General features: G+C 58.6%; 17 protein-coding genes and 1 pseudogene. 9 read left to right on the plus strand and 9 right to left on the minus strand.

What is annotated here, in order from left to right:
* Nucleotides 1-278: 278 nt before the first annotated feature.
* The 9 genes from ACFWEM_RS33535 to ACFWEM_RS33575 all read left to right on the plus strand — a co-directional run bounded on the left by ACFWEM_RS33535 (nucleotide 279) and on the right by ACFWEM_RS33575 (nucleotide 11755).
* Complete coding sequence (locus ACFWEM_RS33535; RefSeq protein ID WP_007733695.1) at nucleotides 279-536, plus strand: hypothetical protein; 258 nt, start codon at nucleotides 279-281, stop codon at nucleotides 534-536.
* A gap of 4251 nt (nucleotides 537-4787) precedes the next feature.
* Entirely contained in the window at nucleotides 4788-5570 is a 783-nt protein-coding gene (locus ACFWEM_RS33540) for a ParA family protein (RefSeq protein WP_007733691.1), read from the plus strand.
* Nucleotides 5571-5728: 158 nt separating this feature from the next.
* Entirely contained in the window at nucleotides 5729-5881 is a 153-nt protein-coding gene (locus ACFWEM_RS33545; protein WP_007733689.1) for a hypothetical protein, read from the plus strand.
* A gap of 514 nt (nucleotides 5882-6395) precedes the next feature.
* A complete protein-coding gene (locus ACFWEM_RS33550) occupies nucleotides 6396-6629 on the plus strand; it encodes a hypothetical protein (RefSeq protein ID WP_378539963.1) in 234 nt (77 codons plus the stop codon).
* 256 nt (nucleotides 6630-6885) lie between these two features.
* On the plus strand, nucleotides 6886-7104 hold the full coding sequence (locus ACFWEM_RS33555) for a TetR family transcriptional regulator (protein ID WP_378539964.1): 219 nt from the start codon (nucleotides 6886-6888) through the stop codon (nucleotides 7102-7104).
* A gap of 1461 nt (nucleotides 7105-8565) precedes the next feature.
* Complete coding sequence (locus tag ACFWEM_RS33560; RefSeq protein WP_378539965.1) at nucleotides 8566-8754, plus strand: YlcI/YnfO family protein; 189 nt, start codon at nucleotides 8566-8568, stop codon at nucleotides 8752-8754.
* 25 nt (nucleotides 8755-8779) lie between these two features.
* Nucleotides 8780-9079 (plus strand): type II toxin-antitoxin system PemK/MazF family toxin, encoded by a 300-nt coding sequence (locus ACFWEM_RS33565; protein ID WP_378539966.1) that lies wholly within the window; start codon nucleotides 8780-8782, stop codon nucleotides 9077-9079.
* Between the two features lie 28 nt (nucleotides 9080-9107).
* Entirely contained in the window at nucleotides 9108-10958 is a 1851-nt protein-coding gene (locus tag ACFWEM_RS33570) for a hypothetical protein (protein ID WP_378539967.1), read from the plus strand.
* Complete coding sequence (locus ACFWEM_RS33575) at nucleotides 10958-11755, plus strand: hypothetical protein (RefSeq protein ID WP_378539968.1); 798 nt, start codon at nucleotides 10958-10960, stop codon at nucleotides 11753-11755. Before ACFWEM_RS33570 ends, ACFWEM_RS33575 begins: the two co-directional genes overlap by 1 nt.
* 116 nt (nucleotides 11756-11871) lie before the next feature.
* On the opposite strand, the pseudogene ACFWEM_RS33580 reads toward ACFWEM_RS33575, so the two are convergent.
* The 9 genes and pseudogenes from ACFWEM_RS33580 to ACFWEM_RS33620 form a co-directional block, all read right to left on the minus strand.
* A pseudogene (locus ACFWEM_RS33580) lies at nucleotides 11872-12940 on the minus strand (YhcG family protein).
* A gap of 162 nt (nucleotides 12941-13102) precedes the next feature.
* A complete protein-coding gene (locus ACFWEM_RS33585) occupies nucleotides 13103-13444 on the minus strand; it encodes a MerR family transcriptional regulator (protein WP_378539969.1) in 342 nt (113 codons plus the stop codon).
* A gap of 61 nt (nucleotides 13445-13505) precedes the next feature.
* Nucleotides 13506-14672 (minus strand): acetyl-CoA C-acyltransferase, encoded by a 1167-nt coding sequence (locus ACFWEM_RS33590; RefSeq protein ID WP_378539970.1) that lies wholly within the window; start codon nucleotides 14670-14672, stop codon nucleotides 13506-13508.
* A complete protein-coding gene (locus ACFWEM_RS33595; RefSeq protein WP_378539971.1) occupies nucleotides 14669-15109 on the minus strand; it encodes a MaoC family dehydratase in 441 nt (146 codons plus the stop codon). The genes ACFWEM_RS33590 and ACFWEM_RS33595 overlap by 4 nt, the downstream gene beginning before the upstream one ends.
* The gene (locus tag ACFWEM_RS33600) at nucleotides 15039-16325 is read right to left on the minus strand and encodes an MFS transporter (protein WP_378539972.1); all 1287 of its coding nucleotides are present in this window, start codon (nucleotides 16323-16325) and stop codon (nucleotides 15039-15041) included. Before ACFWEM_RS33600 ends, ACFWEM_RS33595 begins: the two co-directional genes overlap by 71 nt.
* A 19-nt stretch (nucleotides 16326-16344) precedes the next feature.
* On the minus strand, nucleotides 16345-17727 hold the full coding sequence (locus ACFWEM_RS33605; RefSeq protein WP_378539973.1) for an MFS transporter: 1383 nt from the start codon (nucleotides 17725-17727) through the stop codon (nucleotides 16345-16347).
* The gene (locus ACFWEM_RS33610; protein WP_378539975.1) at nucleotides 17724-18188 is read right to left on the minus strand and encodes a Zn-ribbon domain-containing OB-fold protein; all 465 of its coding nucleotides are present in this window, start codon (nucleotides 18186-18188) and stop codon (nucleotides 17724-17726) included. Before ACFWEM_RS33610 ends, ACFWEM_RS33605 begins: the two co-directional genes overlap by 4 nt.
* A complete protein-coding gene (locus ACFWEM_RS33615; RefSeq protein ID WP_378539976.1) occupies nucleotides 18185-19348 on the minus strand; it encodes a thiolase family protein in 1164 nt (387 codons plus the stop codon). Before ACFWEM_RS33615 ends, ACFWEM_RS33610 begins: the two co-directional genes overlap by 4 nt.
* Complete coding sequence (locus tag ACFWEM_RS33620) at nucleotides 19345-21306, minus strand: AMP-binding protein (protein ID WP_378539977.1); 1962 nt, start codon at nucleotides 21304-21306, stop codon at nucleotides 19345-19347. Before ACFWEM_RS33620 ends, ACFWEM_RS33615 begins: the two co-directional genes overlap by 4 nt.
* Between the last annotated feature and the right edge of the window lie 236 nt (nucleotides 21307-21542).

The following is a 21542-nucleotide window of genomic DNA, read 5'->3' on the forward strand; positions in this document are numbered from 1 at the left end:
GATTGAGAGCCAAGCATCTCCATCCGCTCCTGAAGAATCCAACCCGGTTCCGACGCTAGACCCATCCTGGAACCGCCGACCGCCAACTCGCCCAAACTCCACCGTCAGCGAAGCCGTAGAGGTGGTCCGTCAAGCCCCTCGCTGGTCGGGCCGGCGGTGGGCTGTGAGGCGGGCCGCCGCAGAATCCCTCAGAACTCCATGGCAACATCAACCACACGCGACACACCGAACAAGCGCGCCTACCCGTATCAGTTACAGATTGGTTCTAGTCTTTCCTCATGGCACAGCACAACAAGGGACCTCGCGGACACATCGCGACTCGTGCTCCCCTCAAGCAGCACAAGGTGTACGAGGATCGGGCCGCCGAACTCGGAATCCCTGCTGGGGACTACTCCGTGCTCATATTGGCCATCACCCACGGACTGGACATCCCGGACTACATCATCGACAAACTGCATCCGGACCAGCTGAGACTTCTCGAGGTCGAGGCAGCTGGATCACTGCGGCGCATCGAGCAACTTGCGGTCGGCGCATGAACTATCCCTAGACAGCGGACAACCCCCAGGGCTTGGCGGCATCGGGGGCTGTCCGTTTATGCGGTTGTGGGAGCTTCCCAGCTCCCTGACCACCACTAACCAGTGAAGGAAGAGGCGGTGACCACCACTACCTCGAAAGGAAGAGGCGGTGCTTACTCGATGATATCGCAGAAACGCAATTCCGCCATACTCGCGGACGTGTTCACGGTGTCATTTTCGGCACGTCCAGATCACATTTCAGCGTTCATGGCGACCGGATCACACTTCTGCGTCCCGAATGGCCCATCCGAGCAAGCCAGCACCATACCCATAGCGGTACCGATGTGCGGCCGCCGGATCGAACAGACCTCCCGAACAACCGCGGCCGCGACGCGCGTACAGCGGATCCGCAGACAGGGAGGCCGCCCCTAGTCGACAACGAACGAAGTGCCCCGATACCTAACTAAACAGCGCAGACCTCTTGGAAAGCACAAAGGCCCCCGAAGGGGGTGATTGGGAGCGGACCGCATCGCGGCGAAATAAGGACTGGCAGGTCCTTGACGTCGACTGAGAACTGGCAGGTTCTCCGACATCTGTTCTCGAACATTCTCGAGAGGTGAGCTTCGAAAGTTGGCGCTTTCTCTGCTCGTACTGCATCCCCCGGAAGGGACTTACCTATGGCAGGTATGTCTGAGGGTAGCGCATACCCTGAATACACCCCAACTCATTCCATATCACCAACCTTCGGCGTGTCGCGCATCGGCACCCAATCCGCTGTCCCCCAATCGACAGAAGTCGACGAATGGCAAGCGGCAGTCGACGATGCTCTCTCACGTATCGCTCGCCTCGAAGCCACTACACGGCAACTCAACGAGTCCACTGACCAGCGCGGACGCTCGTGGTCCCTACCCGTCGAACCAACGGAACAAGCACGCGTTCCAGTGTGGACATCACGCACGGAATGGCTCCGCCAATTCCGGCATCACACCACCAGCCCGGCTGGCAAGGCGTTGTGCGCGCGCAACCTGATCAAGCCCGACAAGGCTTACGCAGTGGCACAAGCTCACGCACATTTCGCCGAATCTCACACCGGCCGCGGGGTCTCCGCAGCGAAATCAACGATCGCTGCCCGGGCCAAAGTCAGCGAATCCTCTGTCAACCGCGCCAGGCGAGTGCTCATCGCTCTGGGAATGGGCATCGAACACGTCCGGGGACGAAACCTCAAAACCCTGGAATTTCTGGCTGCTGAAGCCCATCACGGGGGTCAACAGCACCGTGCTGCATCGACATGGTCACTGTCATCCCCTCGAACAATCGTGGCAACGACACCTCACCGCAAACTCGCCAAGACGCGACCGTCTCGCGCGTCTGAAAGAGCAACCCGCCACAGTGCTCGCAACTCCCTGAGGCCCGATGTCAACCGAGTCAATCAGCTTCACAGCAGTCGACCAGGGCCGATAGGAACTGACACCCTATCTAGTGTTGGTATTTTATCTTTTGAAGTTCTTCCGTTAGGAAGAACTCACCAACGCGCGCACGCGCGAGCCCAGCTCACAACAAAAAAACGAACCACTTCTCGGATCACACCCCGGCCTCTGGCACTTCAGAGGACTGCAGCAGAACTCGTCAACCATGCTCCGGCTCTCAGACCGCCCGGACATATCGGGGCGATCTGTGATCTTCTCCGCGATGTCAAAATCGATACGACGCGATGGACAGGACGTGACATCGCACAGACGCTCTCCCGGGACACAGCAGATCGGGGGTGGATCTGGCCAACTAGATCAAGCCTGATCTCACCGTTGGCATATCTCAGACGGAGGCTCGATCGGATCGACTGGACCGGAGAATCACCCAGTGAACAGCGTAAATCGGCCGACCTGGCGCGAAAGAGGGAACAAGAATTACTTGAAAACTCACATGTGCAGCGTACGAAAATGGCAGCGAACCCGGAGCACCGCGCCAAGATCCTAGCCAGCATTCGGGCACACCTGACATGCAAACAGCAACATTGAGGCTTCCTGGGCCCAATCCAGCCATGCAATACGCATCCAAAAAGCGCGCTTTGCGATGATCGACATGCGTTGCCGAGAAGTGTTGCGGTCCGTGGCACGGCACCCGAATCGCCACGGGGTCTAAATACTCATGGCGAGGTTGATCGGGACACAAAGATCCAGGAGGTCAACATTTTGATCTAATACGCGGAGTTCCACAGCCCTTTTCGGAGAACTGACGCTGCCTGGACCAGTCAATGGTGGGCTGTCGGTTCGCTTCTCTGCGCCTGAAGAACGCTGCGTTGGTACTGGTTCAACATCCGAGAAGAGGTTCAAACGACTGCCGTTTCCTCCAATGCGGACGCGTCCGTAGGTATTCGGATCGTCTATCGGTCATATTTCTCCGAGACACGTACCTGACTGAGAAACTTGATTTGCGCAGGTAAGCGGCTTTTTGTGGAGAGAAGGATGGTGCGATCACTGCGTGTGACGCATGCTTTGCGAGGCATTCTGATCGCGCATGCCATACATGCAATGCGTGCGTTGCAAGGCATGCATTGCATGTATGGCAACGCTGTTGCGTGAAACGGTGGGCCCCCTTGTGTCGTTCGTAGCTGTCGACACGGCAGAGTAGTCGGCATCCTGCACGGGCTACTTGTAGATTGGAAGTCTGTCTTCATCCCCGCCCCCTCTCGGTCGAAAAATTGCGTGCGTTTGGGTGTAGCGATCCGCGCGTCGATGTATGCGAGATGTGCAAACCCACCCGAAAGTTCTGCTCGCAAAGCGGCGAAATCAAGGCTAATGGAACTAATTCTCCCCACCCCATCCCCTATCTTAATTTCGTCACTGTGACATAAATTCGGTGCCTGTTCGGATTCGCTTCGGTCATTCGACCTCGGCCAAAGTTCGACTCATCCAGATCTCCACACGTCCCTTCCCTCACATCTCCGGGTCCACACCGCGACCTGCATTTCGCGCAGAAATTTCGTTTCGCCGCGACCCCCCGCTGTGTCCTGAGATGATTCCGCAATGTTGTTCGTGAGTTAGATGAGCACCCCGACTGGCAGTAAATCGGCTGTATCTCTCAATAGAATTAGCCCCCCCCCCGCACTCGGTGCGGTCGTTCGGCCCACGCATGTCTCACTTCACCATCCGTGCAGTTCATATGAGTCCTTCCTTGTGCCCTCGATGTTCGGACCCGGATGGAATGAAATGTGTTCTGGCCTTCAAAGGGGTTCGGGCTTCTATTGACGTGCCCCCGGCGCAGATAACAGAAAGGTTCTGAAGTGGGAGGCTGTCTTGCCTGCCTCGCAAGGTTGGCGCGTTCCTGCCATTCCCGCAAGGGCGGTGCATTGGCGGGTGGCTGGGCAAGACCGCTCGCGACGGTTGAGCAATTGGTTCTGCGAGCACATCGGAAATTGCCGAATCCTATATTTCCGCCTGTAGTCAGTTGGCTGCCCAATAGTGTTCCTTCGAAGTGCTTGACAATCTGACCGAGACGGACTGTCGCACGTTTCGATTTGGTGTCTGGAACGCCTCGCTATCGTGTGATCGTGGCAGCCAAGCTGCTCTCGGCCGGTCGAGCTTTTTCAACAATGTGTGACACTCACGGCAGGTGTTTTCGATTCGTTCGATGCCAGTGAGTGCATTGACCTGCTATTTTGCGCGTTCACGCAATGCGTGGTGTGCATGTTCTGCATGCGCTGCATGGCATGCGTGCGGACTTCGCATAACGTGTGATGCATGCTCTACGTTCATTGTATGGCGTGCATGCACCGCAACGCATGCGGGCGGAGTTAGCACTGCGATCAGTGCGTGCATTGCATGCCGTGCGTTGAATGTGATGATTGCTTGGTGTGCGAGGTATGCATTGTGTGCATAGGCTGCGGGGCGTGCTAGCGGAGCGTGGATAGCGTGTCGAGCATGACATGCACAGGGTGCGCTGCACGCATGGTCAGCATTGCACGCGTTGGACGCAAGGCTTGCGCTCGACGCGAATCGAGCATGACACGCACAGAGCGCAATGCTTGAACGTCACGCATTACATGCGTGTTATGCTACGCGCGCACTTAATGCACAGTGTGCGTGGTTAGCGAGCGGGGCCGACGCAGCATGCAATGCATGCAGTGCTCAGATTGCGTGTAACGCACAGTCTGCGTGCAACCCACGTACAGCGTGGATTGCGCACACAGCAAGCAATGCACATATTGCATGCAGCGCGTGGTTTACACGCAATGCACGCCTCGCAAGTGTCAAAGCCCTCGATGAAAGGTCCGCAATGCAGCCACGCAAAATCGCACTCGGCAACCAGAAGGGTGGCGTAGGCAAGACAGCCTCCACTCTCGGGCTTGCCAGCGCCATCACCGCGGTCGGCGGAAAAGTACTTGTCGTCGACATGGACCAACAGGGCAATACGACCGGCGGCCTCGGCGTCACTCTCGAAGAGGGCATGATGACGGCCTACCACCTCATGAACCAGACTAGGGAAGGCATTGCAGCCGAGGCGATCATTGCCACCCCATGGGATGGCGTCGACCTCATTCCCGCAGACGAAGAGCTCGGCAAAATCGAATCGGATGGGTCGAATGACCTGGTGTTTCGCCTAGACGTTGCGTTCGAAGGGCTCGACCTTTCTCCTTATGATGCCGTGCTTTTCGACTGCCCTCCCAATATGGGCAAGGTGCTGTTCGCGGTTCTTATTGCAGCAGATGGCGTCGTCGCCATCACTGAACCCACAATCGACAGTGTCGGCGGCGTTCAGAAGCTCGAAGAGACAATCGACACCGTTCGTAAACGGGCGAACCCGAAGCTGGAATTCGACAAGATCGTGATCAGTCGTAAACGGTCTACCGGCGAACATGAGTTCAGAGAGAGCGAGCTCCGGGAAACCTACGGCTCACTCGTCGCCAAGACATCGATCCCGGAACTCGCGGCCCGCCAGGACGCGCACTCGAATCGCACTCCGATTCACCAGTTCAAGGGTGGGAAAGCATTGACGCTGCAACTTGCCTACAGTGACTTGCTCGCTGAGTTGCCCATCGTGATCGGAGCCCCGGCATGAGCGTGAAGCGGGAACCTGCCATTCGTAAGACACATCCGGCTGAACTCATCCCGGAACGTCCGCCCAGGGGAGGCGCGACCCCAGCGGCACCTGCAGCTACGCCACCATCGCCTTCAGCGGATCTCAATGCCCGCAAAGATGAGGAGGAGAAGCTGTCGATGACCCATAACACGCGCATCAAACCATCGACCAAGGATCGCCTCCGGCGTGGCGTCGACAAATTGCGGTACGAGACTGGCGATCGCGAAATTAGTGAGGCATCGATGACCGAGGCTGCGCTGGACGAATACTTGAAGGCCAGGGGACTGTAGAAGACTGCGTGCATGGCATGCACTGCGTGCACGCAATGTTGGATTGTCTTTGATTCTTGATTGTGGAGTTCTGTCACGGGCTAGGGCATCTTGTGTAGTCGGCTGGAAGACCTAGTTAGAGGCGCTTACCGCGACAGCCGAATAGGGTGTGCACGCGGGAGGCATTCCATGGACCTCGATATTGAAAGTGGCAGGCCGTCGGGTGTGGGGGGAGGCGAACCGCCCCGGGTGGGAAGTCCTTGCTGGGTGCGCGCAATGCCATGTCCCTCTCATCTGCTGACATTCCGTTCTGTAGAACTTGGAAGCCTTGGCGGCGCAAAGCCTCGAGCAAATTGCGTGAACATTCCGCTGCAGTTACGCAATTCACACGCAAAATTGCAGACCACCCCACGTCCCTCTGAGATCAACACGCACGCAGCTGGAACGACATCCTCGACGTGTGCTTTAAGTGCGACGCAAAAAGCATTAGTCGAGGCTCGGATGCGACCGCTAGAAATCGCTGTCAACCCCCTCCGTGCGCAACGCGGACGAAACGCAGGACACCGCACGACGCAAGCTTGTAGACCCGACTCTCACCTGGGAAATGATCGCTCAGACGTCCGACCCGCCTGTTGCAACATCGACGTCGTGGCGGCGGTACGAAAAGTTCGATACCGCGGCCCGAGCAGCTGGCTTCGAGAACCCTCCGCTCATCGACATGCGAGCCTCCGATGTTCACTTCACCGACCAACTCGTCACCACAGCGTGAGTAGCGCCGCAACCCAGCAACGCCACAGTCTCCGAGGGGCAGGAAACGCGCCATCATGGAGGGGATGGCCCCGCGAAGTCCCCACAGACTGGCAGGTAAGGAACCCGCATTGACTGACCCAGACGACCGACTCCACTTGATCGTTCCGTCCGGACAACGCCAACGCTCCCGACAATAACGAGCGCACGACACGAAGGCCAAGATCCTCAAGGCAGCTGCACGCTCCTTCTCGATCGATGGGTACGCCGCCACCTCATTGAACGACATCATCGAAGAGGTCGCCTCCACGAAAGGAGCCGTGTACTTCCACTTCGACTCCAAGGAAGCGATTGCGCAAGAACTCAGCAACCACTGGTTGACCGCGCTCCGCCAAACCCAACAATCAACCGACAAATCAGCAATACCAGCGATCGAGCAGTTGGCTGAATTCTTCAGCGGTTCAGCGGCGCTTATAGCTGACGATGCCCTGGCCTGAGCCGGCCTTAGGCTCACCACAGAAGCAGGTCTCGATACCGCCCCACTCGCATTCCGCAAGTGGGTGGAACTCGTCAGCAGACTCGTCGATACTGCGATCACAGGCGGAAACTTCCCGCCTCCGCCGCCCAGCGCCTGGCGGCGAATCTGTGCGCGGGATTTATCGGCGCAGTTCAAGTCATTCAGGTACTCGGCGAGCCTGGAGATTTCACTTCGCGCATCGACGACTTAGTGAACGCGTATTTGATCTCAGATGCGTAGTCCGCGCGCAACGCAAGGTCGTAGGCAGGGGAGAGGCACCGGACCAAATCCTCGCGGTGACCTAGTGCAGGTCAAAGACGCATCGAGAAGACCGCGACCCTGGTCGACCGAACTGCTCTAGCACTACTGCACGCAATTCGTCGCCAAGAGGGAGCTTACGCAGTAGGCGGTCACCGATGCGACCGCGCAGGCGCAGTGAGCAGAAGGCACAGCTGACGGCATCGTTGCGGCCTCCGTACGCGATAGCGCCGTCGCGATACCGAAGCTCGCCGACGGGGCGGTCACGAAGGTGAAGACCTCACCTGGCGTGCCGACCTCGCTCGACGGGGTGGCTATGTCGGTGCAGGAGGATGACCCTCGCGTGACCAGCGATACAGATCCGGACGAACATTTTCTTCTGGAAGCTACCGCGTGTCTGGCGCTGAAAACAGGTACCCCTTTGGGTCATTTCACGCACGTACGGACCGCATCCAGGTGTCACGATTCTTTGGTACCTACACAAAGGGATCGGAGGTGATGGTGATGATGACTCTTCGAGATCAACTGGACGATTGTCGGTTTTTGTTGGCGCGAGCTCGGCTCGCAGGTGACCGTGATGCAATCCAGCGGTACTCCGAGTATCGAGACGTGCTGGTTAAGCAGATAGACGGCATGAGAACTCACCTTCGCCTGGTGTAGGTGCGCGCAGTCGGGCCGTCCCCTGCCAGCCCGACTGCCTCCAAACGAGGTCGCCCCCCGGCGAGTGGCAGCCGGGGGGCGGACCAGTGCGGCGGGCTCGCGCCCACGAAGTCGCCGCAGCAAGCGTGAGATGTCCGTGTTCAGGGCGGCGCGAACATGGCGACGACCAAACCCCCAACCCTGGTGAGGCTGGGGGCTTGCGGATGGTTCTAGATGCAGGTCAGTTCGACTTTTCGAATCCTTGCGGACAGGAGGAGCGAAGCCGAATGGTTGTCGCCGAGTCCGTGCGTAGTACTCCACTTGATCCGACATGAGCAACTCGATCGACTTCGGGTTGAGAATAGAGAACACCAGATATAGGTCAACCCGATGAGGGCAGCGGAAACCGTGTGGGTGGGAAGGTGTGCCTCGTCGGGGCCGCTGGGTACTTCATCGGCCCTTGCCTCCCGTTGAAATGATCGGTTCCAGAACTTGCACACGATAGTGGTACCAAAACGAATCCCAATTCGGTACCATTTAGCGTATGAGCACGCAGATCGCGGTACGACTACCGGACGAGATCGTGGAATTTCTCGACGACGAAGTCAGGGAACATCGCGCCGTTTCGCGAGCCTCACTAGTGTTGCGCGCTCTCGAACGGGAGCGTCGCCGTCAGATAGCCGCACGAGACGCGGAGATCCTCTCGGCCGCAACATCGCTCACCACGCCGTGAGTCGACAGCCAACAGGCTTGACCTGATGCGACCAATTCATGAAGCCAACATCGACACAGTTCGGCCGGTCCTCGTACTCACCCGAGAGATGGTCCGTCCACATCTCGGGACCGTCACGGTAGCGCCCATCACCGGCGAGATCCGAGGACTGTCCACCGAGGTGTCCGTCAGCGCCGCTAACGGACTATCCGCCGACGCGGTAGTCAGTTGCGACCACATCACGACCATTCCCGTCAGTGCACTCGGCACCATCATCGGTTATCTTCTTCCAGCGCAAGAGGAATCACTGTCCATAGCCGTGCGCGCCGCCTTCGATCTCGAATGATGACGACAGTGAACGGAAAGGATGAAACATGGCGCTGAAGAAAGGGGAGCAGTTCACGCTATTCGAGCTCGAAACACCAGAATCCGCTACTCGTTCGGATGAAGTTTCCGAACCCGATCAGCCTTCTTTGTTCGACGTTGACGACACCGCTTGTCTCGAAACGGGTTCCAGGGTTGCGGAGCACCCCCAGACCGACGACATCGTCACCCCTCCGGATGAGCGCTCCAACGAAGTGGAAACGGAACCCATCCAGGCGTCCGAACGGGGCGCAACCGAACCGGCCACCCTTCCCCCCGCCGGCGAGGCAGCAGACGGCCACGCCGTCATTGTCACAGCATCCGGCACCTACACACCGTCTGGCCACACACTCACCGGCCCAGTCAATTCCATCGAAAAACTCGACAAACTCATCAGATGGGCAACGCTCACCCCGCTGGGCGCACCGGCACAGATCTGGATAGTCGGAATCGAAGCCTGCGAAATGCTCGGATGGATCATCGACCCAGGCAGCGAAGACGACGTCGACGACATGGAAATCCTCCGCACCCGCGCTGCCGAAGAACTCACCGCGATCCTTCACGCCACGCTGACCCCAATGCTGACCGCAGGATGGGAACTCCGCGGAGAACCCGGCCACGTCCTTCACCTCTCCCGCACCACCGGGAACTTCACATCTATGGTCGACATTTTCGTCGAACCCTACGTGTGGACCTACTGGAACAAAGACTTCGGATGGGGCAATCGCGTGGGGGACATGGGGATCCTCGGATCGCCCACCGCCGGAACCTACCTCCCCGACGACGCCCTCCCCGCTGCGCAGGAACTGGGACGCCGACTCGCCTGGTGCGCACAACACCTCGGCGTGCTACCCGGCCCCACCCCAGCACGCACCGGCGCCGCCATCGTCGACAAGATCAAACGCGACCGCACCCGCAGCGGTAAAGGAATCGTTGTCACTGCCGGTGGACCGGTCCCACCGCTGGACGGCGAACCCCGCGGAGATCTCGAACCTGCAGTCGGATGGACCCGCATCCCGGACCTCGAAGAACTCTCCGACGCAACACAACTGGTATCGATAGACCAACGAGCTGCGTACCTCGCTTCCGCTGGCATGCTCGAATTCGGCTACGGAAAACCTCGACATCTTCGCGGTGAGGACGCGCTCGATGCAGCCCGGCAATCGAAAACCCCGTTCGGGCTCTGGCGTGTAACCCTCCCACCCGGTGACATGCTGGCACTCCCACCCGCTCTACCGTTGCCTCACCCACACATGCTCGCCGACCAACCTGCGCAGACCTGGATCACCACCGTCAGCCTCGACGCACTGCAAACGTCCATCGCCGATGGCGGAATCGGCGCAGAACTCGACGACCTCGACATCACCGAAGCATGGGTCTACCCCGAACAAGGTCGGGCCCTCGACAAGTGGGCGAAAATCTTGCGAGAAGCCCGCAAAGTTGCCGTCGACACCGGCGACACGGCAATGAAACGGTTCATCGGCGCCTGCTACAAGGGTTACATCGGCCGAATGGTCAACCCCGACATGTGGACCGCCAAACAAATGCAACACCACCACCAACCGCTCTGGCGAGCAGCGATCATCGCACACTGCCGCTGGCGAGGCCGCCGCGTCGCGATGCGCATCGCACGCGAAACCGGGCGTTGGCCACTGCGCACGGTCACCGACTCCTGGGTTTACCCCCTGCCCCCGGGTATCGACATCGCAGACGACAGTGACGCACTCGGGAAAATGACTCTGGAAAAGAGCGCCCCGCTCACCGAGGACATAACCGTGATGCTGACCGACGCCCGCGACACCCACGAGATCAACCTCGCACTCAAAGCTGCGTTCACCGACGAAGATGAAGGAAACATATAGTGGCCCTGCATCTTCCGAAACCACGATCTACCAAACCCGCACAAAAGGCCGTCGGCTTGGACGGCCTCAACGTATCCGTCTCAACAGCAGCGACGAGTGGTATCGAAAAATCCAAGACGGTCAAGAGCGCGGGATTGGCTGGACTCACCAGCAAAGTCTCCATACGCCAGATCCGTACCGAAATCGGCAAAGAAGGCCTACGTCAAGCAGCTATCGACGCTGGAAGAACACCCCCCTCGGACCGAACACTGCGCCGCTGGGTGCAGCAAGGACGAATCCCACACGCTGACGTTACCGAACGTGCACAGCGCCGAGCCGCCATCGACCGGCTCGGCGGAATCGATGCTGTCGCACAGAAAATCGGCCGTTCACGATCTGCGGTCTCTCGCTACCGTTCCGGGGAAACGAACGAACTGCGAGCCGATGCGAAGAAGAAGCTCAAGAACGTCAAAGCCCGCGACATCATGGACCGTGCTGGCGTCCTGCGGCCCGACGGGCAACCGAAGAAGGCCACCATCCGAGTCCGTGGGGGAGTGTCCGTCCGCAACGGCTCCGAGGAAGGTTACGACTACCGAGTACGTACTCTCGACTTCGCGAATTCCGACAGCCCCTTCAGCCTCGACGAGACACGGGAGCTCGCCATGGCTTTGGCCAATGACGATCATGCCCGGGTCGTTGCGATCCTCGAACGTCACGCCACGATGGACTATCCCGAGAACAAAGGTTTCGACCAGTACAGTGACGAGTTCGGTTTTCACTTCGATTCCATCGAATCCGTACACATCGACTGGACATAGAACCTGCCTCCCGGTGCGCCGGCAAGGACGAGGAATTCCATTCGCGGATCCTCGGACCGAGCACCGGCGTCGATCGGCCGAGGATTCGTCTGCCAGGTCTGGAATCGAAGGTGCTCTCAGTCGGGCTTGTCAGGTTTGGCAGGTAGTTGGGAGTCGAGTTCGGAGACCGTGGCTTCGACTGCTGCCGCGATCTCGTCGTCGGTAGGAACGAGATCGCTAACCTGGGAGGGGAGAGTCTCATAGGTGTAGTCGGCTACGGCGAGGGGTGCCGTTGTTCCAGCAAGTGAGTATATGACGACGTTGTCGTTGCGTCCCGCGCAGAGCAAAATTCCCACAGTCGGTGCGTGGATATCCTTGTTGCGGAGGTTATCGTCGATCCACGAAACATAGAAGCCGAGCTTTCCGACGTACTCCGGCTCGACCTGCCTACCTTCAACTCGACGACAACGAACCTCGCTTGCACCCAGTTGAAGAACAGCAGGTCGATATAGAAGTCCTGATCACCGACCTCGAAATGGTACTGGCGTCCAACAAAAGCGAATCCGTGTCCCAGTTTGAGGAGGAACTGCTCCAACCGACGCATCAGCGCGGACTCCAGCTCCCGCTCCGCGACACGTTCGGTGATATCGAGAAAATCGAAGACGTACGAGTCACGCACCAACTGTTGAGCGAGATCGGAATCCTCGGCCGGAAGATGGTACTGAAAATTCGACGGTGCCGCACCGATCCTGCCACGTAAACCGCTGTTGATCTGATTTTGCCGCACATTGCGCGACCACCCGTGTTCAGCAGCCGTTGATGCATCCCAGTCGCGGTCGGACTGGTTATCCAATTTGTCGAGTAATACCGTCACGCGACCCCATGGCAATTGGCCAACAGCTTGTTGGCCAATTGCATCGCGACCCCAAATGCTCGCCATCTGCCGCATGTACTTCAAATTGGTCCGTGACAGCCCACGCATGTCAGGAAAGGCTGACCGAAGATCGACGGCGAGTCTGTCGATCACCTTTGAACCCCAGCCCTCGAGCTCCTGACGCTGCACGATTGCGTGCCCTATGTCCCAATAGAGGCTGAGCAGTTCGGTGTTGACGATTCGGGTGGCGGGAACTCGCGCTTGACGAACTTGCGACTTGAGATGATTGAGAAGCTGGCGTAATCGGCTGGCAGTTCGGCTGGAGCATTCACCCATCCATCTTTACCCAGCGCTGCAAAGAACGCCCACCGGACATGCCCCATGTAACCGCACCCGCTATGTGCTGGCCACTTATGTTCCGCGAGGTCTGTGAAACGAACCCGGATGCCAGCGAAATCAGAAGTCGGCAGCATTCGTCATACCGGAGAACTGCGTTAAACAGCCTCAGGCGTGACTTCCGATGGCGCGTCTCCGGCCGTCTTGCACAGCTGACTGATCCGCGCAACAAGGATCGCGTTCTCGGTTTCCAGTGAGAGAATGGCACCGATTCCAGTCAAGTTGATTCCGCCACCGATGAACGTAATAATACGGCGCAGTTGGTCGAGGTCCGCTGCGCTGTAGTGCCGTGTTTCTCCGCTGGTGCGTGCAGGGGTGACAGTCGCGACGTTCGAGGCTCTCCAACAACGGCGCACGGCGAATCGAAAACCGCGGTTGGGGTCGGCTGGTATGCAGGACAAACGATCGCCAGCGAAATCCTGCTTGCCTCCAACGATCATTCAGACTACGCACTCGTGTGTGCGCAACGATCATTTAGACTACGCACTCGTATGTGCGGGGTCACTCTGCGGGGAGCCTCAGCAACATTGCCTGCCCTTGACCGCCTCCTCCGCAAATCGTTGCGATACCGAATTCCACTTGTTTAAAACGCATTTCCGCTGCCAGGGTAATCAGCATACGGAATCCCGAAGCGGCAAGCGGGTGCCCGAGGGCAATTGCGCCACCGTTGACATTAACCGAGTTCGGATTGAGGCCGAGGCTACGGCTGGAAGCGAGGACGACTCCTGCGAAGGCTTCGTTGATCTCCCAGAGCCCAATGTCGTCGATACCCAGTCCGTTTCGAGCAAGGAGTAAGCGTGCCGCTGCCGCGGGTTTGAGATGCAATGATGGGTCTGGCCCGGCGACTACGGCGCGATCTAGTACTTCAATTTCAGGCTTCAATCCGAGAGCGTTCGCTTTGTCACGAGACATCAGGACCCCCGCAGCACCCGCGTCAGACATCTGTGAGGCGTTTCCCGCGGTAATACTTCCGCTTCTTGAGAATGCTGGATTTAGTGAGGCGAGTTTTCCGAGAGTGCTCCAAGGACGGATACCCTCGTCTGCGTCGAGGATTTCAGTCAGAGCCGAGATCTCTTGCTTCAGCCGACCGGACTCGGTAGCCGAAGTTGCTTTGCGGTGGCTGGAGTAAGCGAATTCATCCTGATCGGGACGAGTGATGCCATGTTCATGGTTTGCCTGGTCGGAGATTTCACCCATTCCCGAATCGGCGACTGCGCACCAGAGGCCGTCCTTGGTGAGTAGATCTGTCAGTGTGCCGTTTCCGACCTTCGCCGCAGCGCGCACTTGCACTCCGTGGGGTGCTCGGCTCATCGACTCGAAGCCGCCGACAAGGGCCGTGCCTATTTCGCCCGCCCGGATAAGGGATGCCGCTAGTCCCGTAGCGGTCAGTGATGCGAGGCAGACATCGTTAATTGTAGTGCCGGGGACTGTGGTCGGGACCCCGCCGCGGATTGCGGCAATACGGGCGGGGTTCTGTCCGTTTCCGGCCTGTACGACGTTGCCGAGAAACGTGTGGTCGATGCTGATTTGATCGCCGAACGGCTCGAGTGCTGACCTAACGGCCGCAGCTCCGAGGTCAATGGCGGAGAGATGTGCCAGTGCACCCCCGAGCTTGCCGACTGGGGTCCGAGCCATGGAAACCAGCACGGGGGTTCGATCGGTCGTCATTCTCCTGCTCCAGTGTCGATGTCCATCGTGTAGCAGACTGCTGTGCCGTCGAGGACGACTGTTCCGTCTCCGCGTGTCACGGTGGTTTTGAGTTCTGTGATCGGTTTGTCCTCGCGTGCGGAGGTGACTTCGACCCGACCTGTGATGGTGTCGCCAGGTCGAACAGGCGCTTTGAAGGACCAATTGACGCTGAGGAATACCGTACCAGGACCCGGAAGTTCTTCGGCAACAACAGCATTCAGGATGGCGCTTGTCACGCCACCTTGGACGACGATTTCGCCGAATCTGGACGCTTTAGCAGCTGCTTCGTCATAGTGCAGAGGATTGCGATCACCGCTGATTTCGGTGAAGAGAGCGATATCGTTGTCACCGACGGTGCGGGAAAGCTCCGCGGTCTGGCCGACGGCCGGGGTGCGACGAATCGAGTGAGTGGTCATGGAAATCCTCCTGGAAGTTCGTATTCGGGTTTGAGCGGGCATTGAGGGAAGCCATTGCAACGGCACCAAGTATTGGGCCAGGAGCGAGCAGCAGGAAGGCGTAGCGCCAGCTGCTGAATTCGGCAACCACAGGTACGAGCTGAATGGTCACGACTGTGAGTAGAAAGCCGATCGCCGTTTGAGCAGTGAGAGCCGTTCCGATGAACCGTGAGTCGGCCGTTTCGCTGAGTGAGGTGGAAAAGACGCCGGAGTCGGCGATGACCGCCGCACCCCACACGAGGAGGAAAGCTAAGAGTGTACCGGTTGGGGCAGTAAAGAATAGGGGTGACAGCACACAGCATGCGCCACTTATCACTAACGCCGTGACTGCCGCGGGTGAGCGACCGAATCGATCGGATGCCCATCCGCCGAGGAGGCAGCCGGCGATACCCGCGAACCCGATAGCAGCGAATGCGATAAAGCTCGTACTGGTCTGTTCTGAGCCGCGTTGGTCTCGACCGGCAAGTATGAACATCGACATCCATGTCCACAGTGCGTAGAGCTCCCACATGTGCCCGAAGTATCCGATATTAGCCAGTCGAGGGCCTCTTTCGCGGAACATGGTAAGTGCATAGCGTGGGCTCGGTGTGATCGGGCGAGTGTCCAGCAGTGGCCCGGGTTTGATGAGGAGGGCGGCGATAATCGCGCCGATTGCGGTTAGGGCGGCCGCCATCGACATCACCGCCCTCCATGGCAGCGGGCCGAGACCGCTGATCAGGTGGGGTAGAGCGGAACCAAGGGTAAGGGCTCCGAGCAATAGCCCGAACGCACGGCCTCGGTCGGAGGGTTTCGACCAAGAGGCCATGAGTTTCATACCCACCGGATAGACCCCTGCGAGCAGGACGCCGGTGAGAAATCTCAGCGGGATTGCCGCTGAGAGGTTCGTCGCAAACAAAGCCAGTACTACGGTGCATATTGCCGCTCCGAAGGCACTGGCCGCGAGCAGGTATTGCGGTGGGACGCGGTCTGCAAGGTTGAGGAGTGTGGAAGCCACTGCGCCCGCGACAAATCCGATTTGTACCGAGGCCGTTAACCACACCGCTGCCGTCGGGTCGATGCCCCACTCCAAGCGGAGACTGGGAACGACGGCAGTAGCGGAAAACCACACACATAAACCGAGTACTTGCACGGCAGCAATCAGTGCACGTTGTTTGTTGGTCGACGGGCCAGGGATCATCGGTGCGACAGCTTTCTATTCAGGACCGGCTGGTCAAAATGTCGACTGAGGCATGCGTGGCAGGATTCCCGAAAGTGGATACGCCCCCGGAGCGTGAAGGTCCGTCCCTGCGGTTTCCTCGATGGGTTTCGGGCGAGAAGTATGTGGCAACGATAGTGATCAAGCTCAGGCCGATCATGTACAGCGCGACTGGCCACGGGCGGTTGTTGGCTAGTCCGAGCAGTAGAACCGCAAGAACCGGGGACAACCCACCCGCGAGCAGGGATGCAACCTGATAGCCAACCGACGCTCCGGTGTACCGAAGTTCCGGCTCGAACATTTCCGACATAAAGGCGGCCTGAGGGCCGTACATCATGTCGTGGAAAATCAGTCCGATCACGATCGAAGCCCAAATCAGGAGATAGCTTTTGGTGTCCATCATCAGGAAGAACGGAAAAGCGAACAATGCGGAGAGGACCGCGCCGATCAGATACACACGCCGGCGGCCGTATTCATCGGATAGACGTCCGAAGAACAGGATCGTGAACATGCTCACCGCGGACGCAGCAAGGACGCCGATGAGTGCAACGGAGCGGGGGAGGTTCAGGACGGTGGTGACGTAGGTGAGCGCGAACACGGTAATGATGTAGAAGATTGCGTTCTGAGACATCTTGATCCCTACCGCGAGCAGCACTTGCTTCCACTGCTTGCGGAAGACCTCGACTATGGGGAATTTCGCGAGTTGTCCATCGTTCTTAGCTTTTTGGAAGTCGGGCGTTTCTTCCATCTTCAAGCGGATCAGCAATCCGATCGCGATCAGGGCAGAAGAGGCGAGGAATCCAACGCGCCAACCCCAGGTCATAAATGCGTCTTCGGACAGGACCAGCGTAAGGGTCATGAAGACGCCGTTTGCGAGCAGCAAGCCCGCCGGCACGCCGGCCTGCGGCCACGCGCCGAACAAACCACGGCGATTCGGGGGTGCGTGTTCAACTGCAACCAGTACGGCGCCGCCCCATTCGCCACCGACACCGAAGCCCTGCACAATCCTGAGTATGAGCAGAAGGATCGGGGCCCACGTGCCGACGGTTGCAAAGGTTGGGAGAATGCCGATGAGAGTGGTCGCGAGACCCATAATCATTAAAGAAGTGACCAGCATTGCTTTTCGACCGATGCGGTCACCGAAGTGACCCATGATCACGCCACCGAGGGGCCGCGCAATGAATCCGGCCGAATAGGTCAGTAACGCCAGCAGCGTGCCGGTCAGAGGGGAGTAGGAGGGGAAGAAGAGGTGGGGGAACACCAGGGCGGCTGCAGTGCCGTAGAGATAGAAGTCGTACCACTCGATCGTGGTGCCGATGAAACTACCCATCCGGGCTCGTTTTTGCATCGCAGTGTTTGAGGCTGCGGGGGTCGATGTTGTCATGGCGATGTCCGTCCGTTGTCAGGATCGCAAAGAGTGGTTTTGGAATGGAATTGCAGTGGAGGCTGCGCGGATTCGCTGGCACGTGGTGCGAGGCGGACTCGTTGTCCGACGAATACCGTTTCTGGGTTGCAATCGACGATATTTGTCATCATTCGGGGGCCTTCGTCAAGCTCGACGAGAGCGAGGATGTAGGGGGTATCGCGTTCCCAGGCGGGGTGGCCAGGTTTGCCCACTACGGTGAAGGTCCACACGGTGCCTGTACCTTGAGCGCGGTGCCAGGCTAGATCCTCGGACCAACATCGGCGGCACATTCCGCTTGGGTAGTGCTGATAACTGTTGCAGGACAGGCACTTCTGTATCCAGAGCTCGCCCCTATCAGCATGCTTCCAGTACGGTTCTGTGGTTGGGGTGGTGACTGGGCCAGGTTTGGCGATCACAGTCAAAACTGTTGGGGTGTTCATGTATTCGCGCCTCCGAGGATGAGAGCGACTTCCTCGCTCATCGTTGCGCCGTTCCCTGTCACCAGTGCGACGTCAGCCTGCTGGACCTGTCGATTGCCTGAAGTTCGTCGCAGCTGACGGACAGCCTCGACGATGTGGCTCATTCCACCCGCGAGATCAGCCTGGCCGCAGGCTAACTGGCCGCCATTGGGGTTGACGGGTAGATCGCTGGAGATCGAGAAGTCGTGGTGTTCGACCCACTCGCCACCCATCCCTTTTTCGCAGAGGCCGGCGTCCTCGGCAGTGATTGCTACCACGATGGAGTAACAATCGTAGATCGACAGGAAATCGATATCGGAGCTGCCGATCCCTGCCATTCTGTAAGCGTCAGATATTGCAGAAGCGAGTGGAGAAGTGGTCAATGATGGTGCCTGGCTCAATGCACGGTGGGTCACGCGTTCACCCGCGCCGAGGAGGAACACCGGTGGATGTTTCATTGCTAGGGCTCGGTCAGCTGAGGTGACGACCAGGGCTGCGCCACCACCACATGGCATCACTACCTCAAACAGGTGCAGGGGTGACATGACAATTGGAGATTCGATCACGTCTTCGACGCTTAACGGCTTACCGTAGAACACAGCATCTGGGTTCAGCTGCGCATTATTGCGTTCTTTTACGGCAACATGAGCGAGCTGTTGAGGGGTCGTTCCGAACTTGGCTATATGTTGTTGCGCGATCATTGCGTAAGCTTGATTTGCGCCGCTTGCGCCGTATGGAACATCGAACTCGCGGATCGGATTGCGGTTGGGTGACCGCGAAATTCGGTCTGGCTCGCGCGTGTTCCCCAGCACACACAAGACGGTGTCGCACATACCGGCATTGATCGCGGCGACTGCCCGCCACACCATCCCCGCACCTGTCGCGCCACCGAGGTCAACGACGTCGGCAAACCGCGGTTGTAGTCCGAGGTATTCAGCAATAGTTGCTGGTACGTGTTGGGGGGTTTCGCCGACCTGCGGCCCACAGATGATTCCGTCGATGTCGGTGGGAATCAACCCGGCGTCTTTGACTGCGAGTCGGGAAACACGTGCGATCATCTCAAGCGTCGATACTCCCGGAGTGCTTCGTCGGGGAGGGATTTCGGCAGCTCCGATGATCGCACCGCTGTGGTTGAGGCTCATGCCAGGGACCTGATCACGTCAAGGGCGGCTGGGTCGTCCAGAGAGGAGGTATCGCCTGATGCGTTTCCCAGATAGACAGATCGAATGACTCGACGCAGTATTTTCCCGCTGCGAGTGCGAGGCAGAACGTCGACGATATGCACTTTCTTGGGAGTCAGAGGTTTACCGAGCTGTCGGCCTAATTCGGTCGCGATGGTGTTCGCCAATGACGCATGATCGGTAGGGCAGGCTTCGTTGATTCGGGCGAAAACTACCAAGCTTTCGCCTTTGATCACATCAGGAGTGCCGATCGCTGCAGATTCAACTACGCCGGTAACACCGTTGACGACAGATTCGACCTCCGCTGGACCCACGCGTTTTCCGGCGATTTTGAGAGTATCGTCGCTGCGGCCGCGAACGTACCAGATTCCGTTCTCGTCGACTTCAACCCAGTCTCCGTGATACCAAGTTCCTTCCCAACGGTCCCAATAGGTGGCGTGGTACCGGTCCGGATTACCCCAGAAGGTCAGTGGCATGCCCGGCGAAGGTCGGCGTAGGGCTAATTCGCCAAGTCCGGTGCCAAGACTGTGGCCGTCGTTGTCGACGATGTCGGCGCCCATCCCTGGCAGCGGTCCGGCGAAACCGCAGGGGTGAATCGGCTGAGCAGTGGTATTCGACAAGATCGCGCCGGACACCTCTGTGCCACCGCTGTAGTTGATGATGGGGATCTGCTTGTGCCCTACACGTGAGAACAACCAGTCGTAGGCGTCCGGGGTCCATGCTTCACCACTCGAGGCCAGCACTCGAAGATCTGCGACGTCGATAGATGCATCGTGATGATCTTTGTCCATCAGCGAGCGAATCAGCGTAGGCGAAACGCCCATCATCGTAACGCCCAACTCGCGAATCATGTTCCAAACCCGTTTGGTATCAGGCCAATCCGGTGTTCCAGCATAAAGGGCTACACTGCTGCCAGCGATCAAGCCGCCGATCACGATAATCGGGCTCATGATCCAACCGGGATCCGTGATCCAGGTGGATACGTCGCCAGGCCCGATGTCGAAGCTGAACGCGGCATCACTGCCGGCTTTGACAGCAAAGCCGGCATGGCCGAGTACCACCCCTTTCGGGGTGCCGGTAGTTCCGGAGGTGAAGGCGATGAACATGGGATGGTCGGTCGGGCACTGAACGGCAGCAAAGGGTTCCTTCGGTGAATTCGCGCCCAAGTCGTCCCAATACACCAGCCCCGGTAGTTCGAGAGGGCGATGACTGCTCACCAGCGGTACAACGATGGTCGTCTTAAGTGTGCTGATCGCGTTCATCGCGCGTGGTAGATCCGACGGAACTTCGATCTCACGTCCGCGTCGCTGGAAGCCGTTCGACAAAATATGTGCCTTTGCGCCTGCGATCGTGAGGCGATCCACAACAGCGGAAGTGCCGAATCCGGAGAAAATTGGGACCGAGATGGCTCCAATTTTCGCGCATGCCAGCTGCGCGACAGCAGCCTCGCGGACCATGGGAAGTTGAATACCGACGGTGTCTCCAAATTCGATACCTGCATCAAGGAAACCCCTTGACACACGGTCGACTTCACACGCCAACTCGGAGAATGTCCAGCTTCCCCTTGTGCCGTCTTCAAGCTCCCATAGGAGTGCTACATCTTCACCTCGGCCGGCCCGAATCCAACGATCGACCGCGTTGTCGGCGATATTGAAAGCGCCGCCAGGAAACCACTTGGTTAGGTGGGGGATGCTGAGTTGATCGACGGTCTCCATCGGGGGACGCTGCCACTCAAGCTGTAGCCAGTCAGCTACCGCTCCCCAGAACCAACCTGGGTCCTGGGACGCCTTCCCGTAAAGGTCCTCAAGGTCTGAACATTGGACGTGGTTGGAGAAAGCAAGAATTCGGCTTCGTTCGAGGTCTCGTTTGCCGGGCTGCCAGACCATGTCGCTGATGTCAGGCATGGGGGTGGTGGTCATTAGTCTCCTTGTGCGGTTATGAGCTGGGTCACAAGTCCGTGGTGAGGAGAACTGTAGAAGTGACCTCGAGCGCATGTCGCTATGTGTTTGCGAGAATCTGCACACAGCGTTCTTGCGGATTACGCAAAAGAGGTTGAGCTACCGCAAGCTCAGAGGTCAGGTTTGATGGTGAAAGTGCCGCCGCCTCGGCCGGTATTGGACGACTTGCGGTGTGCGAACCCGTTACGAATTCGATC

The sequence above is a fragment of the Rhodococcus sp. NPDC060176 genome (assembly GCF_042728675.1).
Lineage (GTDB): Bacteria > Actinomycetota > Actinomycetes > Mycobacteriales > Mycobacteriaceae > Rhodococcus_F.

Bases quoted from the DNA above. Each gene is read 5' to 3' on its own strand.
- ACFWEM_RS33535 (WP_007733695.1), top strand. From the start codon at position 279: ATGGCACAGCACAACAAGGGACCTCGCGGACACATCGCGACTCGTGCT.
- ACFWEM_RS33540 (WP_007733691.1), top strand. From the start codon at position 4,788: ATGCAGCCACGCAAAATCGCACTCGGCAACCAGAAGGGTGGCGTAGGC.
- ACFWEM_RS33545 (WP_007733689.1), top strand. From the start codon at position 5,729: ATGACCCATAACACGCGCATCAAACCATCGACCAAGGATCGCCTCCGG.
- ACFWEM_RS33560 (WP_378539965.1), top strand. From the start codon at position 8,566: ATGAGCACGCAGATCGCGGTACGACTACCGGACGAGATCGTGGAATTT.
- ACFWEM_RS33565 (WP_378539966.1), top strand. From the start codon at position 8,780: ATGCGACCAATTCATGAAGCCAACATCGACACAGTTCGGCCGGTCCTC.
- ACFWEM_RS33570 (WP_378539967.1), top strand. From the start codon at position 9,108: ATGGCGCTGAAGAAAGGGGAGCAGTTCACGCTATTCGAGCTCGAAACA.
- ACFWEM_RS33585 (WP_378539969.1), bottom strand. From the start codon at position 13,444: ATGATCGTTGGAGGCAAGCAGGATTTCGCTGGCGATCGTTTGTCCTGC.
- ACFWEM_RS33590 (WP_378539970.1), bottom strand. From the start codon at position 14,672: ATGACGACCGATCGAACCCCCGTGCTGGTTTCCATGGCTCGGACCCCA.
- ACFWEM_RS33595 (WP_378539971.1), bottom strand. From the start codon at position 15,109: ATGACCACTCACTCGATTCGTCGCACCCCGGCCGTCGGCCAGACCGCG.
- ACFWEM_RS33600 (WP_378539972.1), bottom strand. From the start codon at position 16,325: ATGATCCCTGGCCCGTCGACCAACAAACAACGTGCACTGATTGCTGCC.
- ACFWEM_RS33605 (WP_378539973.1), bottom strand. From the start codon at position 17,727: ATGACAACATCGACCCCCGCAGCCTCAAACACTGCGATGCAAAAACGA.
- ACFWEM_RS33610 (WP_378539975.1), bottom strand. From the start codon at position 18,188: ATGAACACCCCAACAGTTTTGACTGTGATCGCCAAACCTGGCCCAGTC.
- ACFWEM_RS33615 (WP_378539976.1), bottom strand. From the start codon at position 19,348: ATGAGCCTCAACCACAGCGGTGCGATCATCGGAGCTGCCGAAATCCCT.
- ACFWEM_RS33620 (WP_378539977.1), bottom strand. From the start codon at position 21,306: ATGACCACCACCCCCATGCCTGACATCAGCGACATGGTCTGGCAGCCC.